Source organism: Fundidesulfovibrio sp. (assembly GCF_058402725.1).
Map to the genome: position 1 here is coordinate 1 of NZ_JBZVFJ010000138.1, position 8,791 is coordinate 8,791.

At 61.6% G+C, this 8,791-nt stretch carries 7 protein-coding genes; 6 read left to right on the plus strand and 1 reads right to left on the minus strand.

Annotation, left to right across the window (positions count from 1 at the left end; all coding sequences use genetic code 11):
* Positions 1 to 80 precede the first annotated feature (80 nt).
* The gene (locus ACV4UX_RS15190; RefSeq protein WP_491594126.1) at positions 81 to 1,652 is read left to right on the plus strand and encodes an ORC-CDC6 family AAA ATPase; all 1,572 of its coding nucleotides are present in this window, start codon (positions 81 to 83) and stop codon (positions 1,650 to 1,652) included.
* 119 nt (positions 1,653 to 1,771) lie between these two features.
* On the opposite strand, the gene ACV4UX_RS15195 is transcribed toward ACV4UX_RS15190, so the two are convergent.
* Entirely contained in the window at positions 1,772 to 2,743 is a 972-nt protein-coding gene (locus tag ACV4UX_RS15195; RefSeq protein ID WP_491594127.1) for a deoxyhypusine synthase family protein, read from the minus strand.
* 318 nt (positions 2,744 to 3,061) lie between these two features.
* Here ACV4UX_RS15195 and ACV4UX_RS15200 point away from each other — a divergent pair, with 318 nt between their 5' ends.
* The 5 genes from ACV4UX_RS15200 to ACV4UX_RS15220 form a co-directional block, all read left to right on the plus strand.
* The gene (locus ACV4UX_RS15200; protein ID WP_491594128.1) at positions 3,062 to 4,744 is read left to right on the plus strand and encodes a long-chain-fatty-acid--CoA ligase; all 1,683 of its coding nucleotides are present in this window, start codon (positions 3,062 to 3,064) and stop codon (positions 4,742 to 4,744) included.
* Between the two features lie 44 nt (positions 4,745 to 4,788).
* Positions 4,789 to 5,289: a cyclic nucleotide-binding domain-containing protein gene (locus tag ACV4UX_RS15205; RefSeq protein ID WP_491594129.1), complete on the plus strand. Its 501-nt coding sequence runs from the start codon at positions 4,789 to 4,791 to the stop codon at positions 5,287 to 5,289.
* Positions 5,290 to 5,403: 114 nt separating this feature from the next.
* A complete protein-coding gene (locus tag ACV4UX_RS15210) occupies positions 5,404 to 6,852 on the plus strand; it encodes a menaquinone biosynthesis decarboxylase (protein WP_491594130.1) in 1,449 nt (482 codons plus the stop codon).
* Between the two features lie 146 nt (positions 6,853 to 6,998).
* Positions 6,999 to 7,517: a hypothetical protein gene (locus ACV4UX_RS15215; protein WP_491594131.1), complete on the plus strand. Its 519-nt coding sequence runs from the start codon at positions 6,999 to 7,001 to the stop codon at positions 7,515 to 7,517.
* Positions 7,518 to 7,809: 292 nt separating this feature from the next.
* The coding region (locus tag ACV4UX_RS15220) for a P-loop NTPase family protein (RefSeq protein WP_491594132.1) at positions 7,810 to 8,791 on the plus strand (982 nt) is incomplete at its 3' end.

Genomic DNA, 8,791 nt, shown 5'->3' on the forward strand with positions numbered 1-8,791 from the left:
GAATTACGAATAGTTGGAAGGTCTATTGAGGCGTTTTACCGTGCAGGGGTCTCACCATACCGAGACAAAAGGAATATACCATGCTCAACGACCAAGAACTCGTTAAGTCTGTCTCTAACATACTGCAAAGATCCGAAAGACAAACAGACATAGACAGACTTGTCGAAATATATGTTGACTCTGGCATCTTGCCGCAACTTCAAAACAGAAACCACCAAATACTCTACGGGAGACGTGGCACGGGCAAAACACACATACTACGTGTTCTAATGAAAAACATTGAAAAAGCTAGCAACTCGAAACCAATCTATTTTGACTGCAGAACATTTGGAAGTTCTTCTCAGTTTACAGACACAACAATCCCCATGGGAATCCGATGCTTGTCCCTTTTCAAAGACTTCTCCAGTGTAATCTACAATGAACTCCTTGAGGCAATCGCAACCTATGGCGAAGAAAAAGACCAACCATTCGACCTATTAGTCGACCTAAGCAACGCCTTGTGCAGCCGCAAGGAATCATACACAAGGACATCACTCAAAGTTGAACAATCAAATGAAACAAAACAAACAGATGGCATCAAAGCGGAAGCGTCACTCCGCTCACCAAAACTCAGCCTTGAGGCAACAAAGGCAACTGGATCGGCAACAAAATCAGAAACATCTTTCTCTATTTTAAGTGAAGACAAAGTAATTTTCGGAGATATCCACAGCCTTCTTTCTGCAATCCTCGACAGACTCAACATCGACTTATTCCTACTCATCGACGAATGGTCTTCTTTGCCAACCGACATTCAACCATACTTCGCCGAATTCCTTAAGCGCAGCTGTCTCCCATGCAGCAGAATCTCTGTAAAAATTGCAGCCCTTGAGTACAGGTCTGAATTTCACAGGACGGACAATGGCCAGACCATAGGCATCGAACCCGGTGCCGACATTACCATAGCACTGGACATCGACGACTATTATGTTTATGATCGAAACCCAACCCAAATATCACAGCTATTCTCAAACATACTCTATCGTCACATCGAAAGCGGACTACCCCAGGATTATTTTCAAACAACATTATCCATTTCAGGCCCCATACACCTCCCTTCTCGCCTGTTCACCTCAAGCAAGGTGTTCGACGAACTGGTCCGCGCTTCGGAGGGTGTTGTACGCGACCTGATTAACATCTTTATGAATGCATACTTTGACGCCCTACGGAGAGGCAGAAGCAGCATCGATAGACAGTCCGTAATTGAGTCTTCGCGCAGTTGGTTTGAAAAGGACAAGAGTGAAGCGCTCGACGACGACTTACGCAAAGTTCTCGAGCGAATTGTGGGCGAAGTAATCGGCAACAAAAGAGCCCGCTCATTCATGCTCTCCAGAGAACTTCAAAAGAACCAAACTGTTCAAAGACTATTCGACATGCGAGTTATCCACCTTGTACAACGAGGATACGCTGACAAGGATAACCCTGGAAAACGGTACAATATCTACTGCCTCGACTACGGAACATACGTTGACATGATCCAAACAAAAGGCATGCCCATCGACTATTCAACGCACAAACACATTGAAGGCGAAGAGGAAGAATGGATCGTGCCCTTTGACGACAAAAGAAGCATACGTAGAATCATTCTTCAAGAAGACATCCTACATCCACAATAGATATCAACTCATAGTAGCTAATGAAATAAGGCCGCCCCCTCACGGGGGCGGCCTTCTTCAAACCGTCTGTCTTTCGTCTCGGCCGTCTTCCGGCCGTCTCTCGCTCTTCCTCTGCGCGCCTAGTCGCCCAGCACGTAGCTGAAGATCAGCGGGGCCACGATGGCCGCGTCGGAGTTGATCATGAACTTGGGCGTGTGGATGTCCAGCTTGCCCCAGGTGATCTTCTCGTTGGGCACTGCGCCCGAGTAGGAGCCGTAGCTCGTGGTGGAGTCGCTGATCTGGCAGAAGTACGCCCAGAACGGCGTGTCTTCCAGCTCCAGGTCCTGGATGAGCATGGGCACCACGCAGATGGGGAAGTCGCCCGCGATGCCGCCGCCGATCTGGAAGAACCCGATGGGCGTCTTCTTCTTGGCCATCTCGATGTACCACTTGGCCAGGTGCTCCATCTGCTCCGTGCCGTGGCGGATGGCCCCGTGGCTCTTCACGTTGCCGCTCATCACCTCGGAGACGAAGATGTTGCCCAGCGTGCAGTCTTCCCAGCCGGGCGTGTAGATGGTCACGCCCATCTCCTTGGCCGCCAGCACCCACGAATGCTCCGCAGGAACCTGGAACAGCTTCTCGATGCCGGGCTGGTCCAGCAGGTCGTAGATGAACTCGTAGGGGAACTTGGGCTTGCCCTCGTCGGCCGCCTTCTTCCACAGCTTGGCGATGTCGCGCTGCACCTGGCGCAGCACGCCCTCGGGGATGCAGGTGTCCGTGACGCGGTTGAAGCCCGCGTCGTAGAGCTCCTTCTCGGCCTCGGGCGAGAGGTCCCGGTAGTTGGGGACCATCTTGTACTCGTTGTGGTTGAAGAGGTTGAACAGGTCCTCTTCAAGGTTGGCCGCCGTGCAGCAGATGGTGTGCACCTTGCCCTCGCGGATCATGCGCGAAAGGATGATGCCGATCTCGCACGTGCTCATGGCGCCGGCCATGGTCAGAAACATCTGGCCCCCGCCGTCGAGCAGGTCTTTCCAGGCCTTGGCGGCGTCCAGCGTCTCGCGGGCGTTGAAGTGCCGGAAGTTGTGGTCCATGAATTGGGAAATGGTGGTCATAGCCGCTCCTTTGCCGCTCTCGGGACGCCCAGCGCGGGGCGCGCGTCCGGTGGTGCAGAATGGATTCAGTTTCTGAATGTGGTCTGTTCGCCTGCAGAATGGGCGAGCGCGCGCCGGACTCCGGCGGACACCGGCCGGATGCGGGCGCGCACGACGTCGCCTAAGAGCATTGCCCATACCAGACAACCAAGCGCCGCGTAAAGCCCGCCGACGCCCTTTCCTGGCCGGATTTTCTCCCGGCGGAGCGCCCGTCATTGTCCCGAAACGCGAGATGTTGTACGCTGCTCGAAACACCCTTCAGACAGAGACCACCCCGCCATGATCGACACCGAAGCGCCCTGGCTGGCCCACTACGACCCCCACGTCCCGCCCAGCGTGGACTACCGCCTCGAACCCCTCACGGCCATCCTGGACCGCGCCGCCCACGCCTGGCCCGAACGCACGGCCATCGCCTTCCGCAACTGGCGCTGCAACTACGCCCAGCTGCGCCAGCGCGCCGGACGCTTCGCAGCCGGACTGCGCCGCCTGGGCGTCACCCCCGGCGACCGCGTGGCCATCATGCTCCCCAACCTGCCCCAGACCCTCGTCAGCTACTGGGGCGCGCTCTATGCCGGGGCCACGGTGGTGTTCGTCAACCCGCTCTACATGGAGACGGAACTCCGCCACATCCTGGAGGACTCCGGGGCCAAGGTCCTCGTGGTGCTGGACCTCCTGCTTGCCCGGCACTCCCGGCTGCTGCGCGGGTCGAGGCTGGAACGCATCCTGGTCACGCGGGTCAGCGGCGCGCTTGGCTTCCCGCTCAACTGGCTCTACCGCCTCAAGGCCTGGCGCGAGGGCAAGCTGCCCCCCCTGGACCTGGACGGCAGCCGCGTGCTCGCCTGGGATTCCGCGCTGGCCCGCGCCCCCCTCTTCGAGCCAGGCGTTGACCCCGAGCGCGCCCTGGCCATGCTCCAGTACACCGGGGGCACCACGGGCCTGGCCAAGGGCGTGATGCTCACCCACCGCAACCTCTCGGTGAACATCCAGCAGGCCCGCTCCATCCTCTATTCCATCGGAGAGTCGCCCGAGGTCTTCCTGGGGCTCCTGCCCTTCTTCCACATCTACGGCCTCATGGTGAACGTGAACTTCGCCACGGACTGCGGGGCAACCATCATCCCCCTGCCCCGCTTCGACCCCCTGGAGACCCTGAAGGCCATCCACCGCCACAAGCCCACGGTGTTCCCCGGCACGCCCTCGGTGTACATGGCGCTCATGCAGCAGAAGGATCTGCCCCGCTACGACCTCAAGTCCGTGCGCTTCTGCATCAGCGGTTCCGCGCCGCTGCCCATCGATCTGCAGCGACGTTTCGCGGAGGTGACCGACGCGGAACTCGTGGAGGGCTACGGCCTCACCGAGGCCTCGCCCTTCACGCACATCAATCCCCTGGTGGGCGACCGAAAGGAGGGCTCCATCGGCCTGCCCTTCCCGGACACCATGGCCCGCATCGTGGACACGGCCGACCCCGGCAAGGACGTGCCCCCAGGCGCGCCCGGCGAACTGCTGGTGAAAGGCCCCCAGGTGATGGCGGGCTACTGGAACCGCCCGCAGGACACCGCGGAGGCGCTCCGCGACGGCTGGCTGCACACCGGCGACGTGGCCGTGATGGATCAGGACGGCTACTTCTTCATCGTGGACCGCAAGAAGGACATGATCATCTCGGGCGGCTACAACGTCTACCCGCGCGAGATCGAGGAAGTGCTCCACGCCCACCCCAAGGTCGCCGACGTGGCCGCCGTGGGCGTGCCCCACCGCACGCGCGGCGAGGTGGTCAAGGTGTTCGTGGCGCCCGTTCCCGGCTCGGAGCTCACGCGCGCCGAGGTGCTGGCCTGGTGCCGGGAGAAGCTTGCCGCCTACAAGACGCCCAAACACGTCGAATTCCTGGACGAGCTGCCCAAGACCTTCGTGGGCAAGGTGCTCCGGCGCGTGCTGCGCGATCGCCCCGGGGAGCAAAAGCCCGGCTAGCGCATCGCGCGTTCCTGTGGCATGATCCCGGGCGGAGGACGCCCATGGATTACGAGACGCCCGAAGACCTCTTCCACGACCCGGACGTTGGCCCCAAGCTCCTGGAGATGATCGACAACTCCACCTGGGCCAAGGACTTCTCCGAGGACGACGTCAAGCGGCTCTGCCGCTACCTGCGCCTGACCCGGCACGAACGGGGCTCCGTGGTGTTCGCCGAGGGCGACCCCGACGACTCCATGGCCATCATCCTGGAAGGCTCCATCGAGATCACCAAGAAAGACACCTCCCCCGAGCACAAGCCCAAGTGCCTGGTGCGCATCGGCCCCGGCCGCGCCTTCGGCGAACTGGCCCTCATCGAGGGGCCGCCCCGCTCCGCCACCGCCCGCGCCCTGGACGGCGTGAGCCTCCTGGTGCTCTCCCGGAACAACTACGAACGCCTCTGCGCCAAGGACCTGAAGCTCGCCCTCAAGGTGACCACCAACATCGCCCGGCTCATGAGCTTCCGGCTGCGCAACACCAGCGTGAAGCTTGTGGAATACCTGTAGAAGCGTACGCATCGGCAGCGCAGGCGCAGGCAGCGGATTCCCTCGCCGGGACCCGATGCTCCCGTGCCGCCTGAGAAACGTCCGCCCATCATCAGCCCATCACGGAGACGACATATGGCATTCAAGGACCTCCAGGACTTCCTGCACGCCGTGGAACGCCAGGGCGAACTGCGCCGCATCGGTGTGGAACTCGACAAAAAACTGGAAATCGCCGAGGTCACCGACCGGGTGAGCAAGGCCGCAGGACCGGCGCTCCTCTTCGAGAACGTGCGCGGCAGCCGCTTCCCCGTGCTCACCAACACCCTGGGCTCCGAACGGCGCATGAACATGTCCCTGGGCGCGGAAAGCTTGGACGAACTGGCCTCGAAGATCGAACTGTTCATGGAGATGAAGAAGCCCGACGGCATCATCGAGAAGCTCAAGCTCCTGCCCAAGCTCGCCCAGATGGCCAACATCTTCCCCAAGACCGTCTCCAGCGGCCGCTGCCAGGACGTGGTGCTCACCGGCGACCAGGTGGACCTCTCCATCCTCCCCGTGCTCACCACCTGGCCCGGAGACGCCGGGCCCTTCATCACCCTGCCCCTGGTGATCACCAAAAACCCCGAGACCGGCACGCGCAACATGGGCATGTACCGCATGCAGGTCTACGACCGGAACACCACCGGCATGCACTGGCACAAGCACAAGGGCGGGGCCTACCACTACCACCTGGCCGAAAAGCGCGGCGAACGCCTCCCCGTGGCCGTGGCCCTGGGGCCGGACCCGGCCGTCACCTTCGCCGCCACCGCGCCCATCCCCGACGAGATCGACGAGTTCCTTTTCGCTGGCTTCATCCGCCAGTCCCCCGTGGAGCTGGTGCGCTGCAAGACCTGCGACCTGGAAGTGCCCGCCAACGCCCAGTTCGTGCTCGAAGGCTATGTGGAGCCCGGTGAGCGTCGCCGCGAAGGCCCCTTCGGCGACCACACCGGCTACTACTCCCTGGCCGACGACTATCCCGTGTTCCACGTGACGGCCATCACCCACCGCTCCGACGCCATCTACCCCGCCACCCTGGTGGGGCCGCCCCCCATGGAAGACACCTACATGGGCAAGGCCACCGAACGCATCTTCCTGCCGCTCATCAAGAAGCAGCTTCCCGAAGTGGTGGACATGAACCTCCCCGTGGAAGGCGTGTTCCACAACCTCTGCTTCGTCTCCATCGACAAGCGCTACCCCGGGCAGACCCGCAAGGTGATGTACGCCCTCTGGGGCATGGGCCAGATGATGTTCACCAAGGCCATCGTGCTGGTGGACAAGGAAGTGAACGTGCAGAACGTCTCGGAAGTGCTCTGGCGCGTGGGCAACAACGTGGACTGGCGGCGCGACATCGTGGTGGTGGACGGCCCCACCGACGCCCTGGACCATGCAGGCCCCCTGCCCCATCTGGGCGGCAAGATCGGCATCGACGCCACCCGCAAAGGCCCCGACGAGGGACACCACCGCGAATGGCCCGACGCCCTGACCATGAGCCCCGAAGTGCGCGCCCGCATCAGCCAGCTCTGGCCCAACCTGGGCATCGACTGAGCCGCGACCGTCTCCGCCCGACGCACAGCGCACCTCCCGAGGCCTTTCCAAGGGCCGTGCCCTCACGGGGCACGGCCCTTGCTTAGTACGCGTCAAAGACCCAGACCCGGCATTCTTTTCCCGCCGGGCGACACAGAGGTGCGCCCATGATCACCGCCATGGAAAACTTGGTTCCCCAGACAGCTCAAAGCGCCGCCACTGCCGTCGACGCCGCCGACCCAGGCCTCTTCGCGGCCCAGATCGCCCAGGCAATCCAGACCAACCTGGCCATGCAGGCGGCCAGCCAACCCGGGCCTGCCGCCGAAAAACCCGCTTCACCGGACAGCGCCGTGCTCATGAACCTGCACCAGCACGCCGGAGCGGCCTTTGCCAGCCGCAACACGATGGCCACCACCGCCGCATTCCTGCTCATGAACCAGCAAATGACACGCATGGGACTGCTGGCAGCGCCCGTAACGCCAGCCAATACCCAAACAACCTCCTCCTCGACGACGTCAAGCTCCGCAGCGACGACAGCCGCCACGAAGAAGACCACCACTGCGGCGACCAACAGCACGTCCACGACCGCAACCACGACCACAACCTCCGCGTCGGCATCCTCCGCCCAACAGACCGCCAGCAACGCGGGGAGCACCGGGAGCACCGCCAAGACCACGACAACATAGCGCTCCGATCCGCTGCCGCCGCTGGATGCGCAACCAGCGGCGACGCCATGAGGCGTCGGGCCTGGCAGGCGGCGGAAGCATCCGAAGTCTCAGACAGGCCACCGGCTGGGCCGTCGGGAGGAAGCCCTCTGCCCGAGGCCTGGCCCTTTGGCTGCCCACCTTGCTTCGCGGATTTCACCGGAGACCACCGCGTTGGCCGCCCTCGGCGCCGCGACGCTCCGGGCCTTGCCTGCTCTGGGCAACTGGGCTAATTGCTTCAATTGCTTCCGCAGTTGCCCTTCAGGAGACCTTCATGAGCACCTACCCCGCCGTCAGCCTCGACGACGTCTGGCGCGCCTGCGACCCGGACGAAGCGCTCCAGCCGGGCGATGAACGGCGTGTGGACCTCAACGACGTACGCTCAGCGGACGACATGGCCAGCCGGGTCGGATGGGAAATCCGGACGTCCCAGGACGGCAACTGGCTGCACAAGCTCGTCACTGGCCATCGAGGAAGCGGCAAGACCACCGAATTGCTCTGCCTGCGGGACCATTTAGAGAGAGACGGTCAATTCGTCGTCTATGTCGATATCGGAGAAAAGCTCGACCTGGGAGATGTTTCGTACCTCGACGTGCTGCTGGTGGTCATGCAGTCGCTGGGCGAGGCGCTGGAAGCAGCCGGTGTCGCCATCAACGAAAAGCTCCTTCGAGACATCAAAGATTGGTTTGCCGATCGCATCCTCACCTCGGTGGAAGAGCATGGCGGTTCGTCCTCAGCCCAGGCGGGCGGGGAGGCCGGCATCAGCATCCTTGGCATCGGCAAGCTTTTCGGCAAGGCCTCGGCCGAGATCAAGAGCGCCAGCTCCCAGCGCAAGGAAATCCGCAAGAAACTCGATCAGGACCTCTCCACTTTTCTTGCCCTGATGAAGCGCTACATCCTCGATGCCCGTTCCATGGTCAAGGTTCTGGAGAAGAACGGCATCGTGCTTATCGTCGATGCGTTGGAGAAGATCACCTACCGGACCAACAAGGAAATCTCCAACCACTTCGAGATGTTCATCCACCACGCCGACCAGCTGAAGATACCCGGATGCCACGTGGTCTACACAGTGCCCGTCTCCCTGGTCTTCAAGGCCCAGCTCGGAGACGCCTGGCCGGACGGATACTATCTCATCCCCATGGTCAAGCAGAACACGCCCGAGGGCCGGGCCGCGCTCCTGGAACTGGTGGGCAAACGCGTGGACATCGCGCGGGTATTTGAAACCCTGGACACCGTGGACGATTTCATCTCACTCT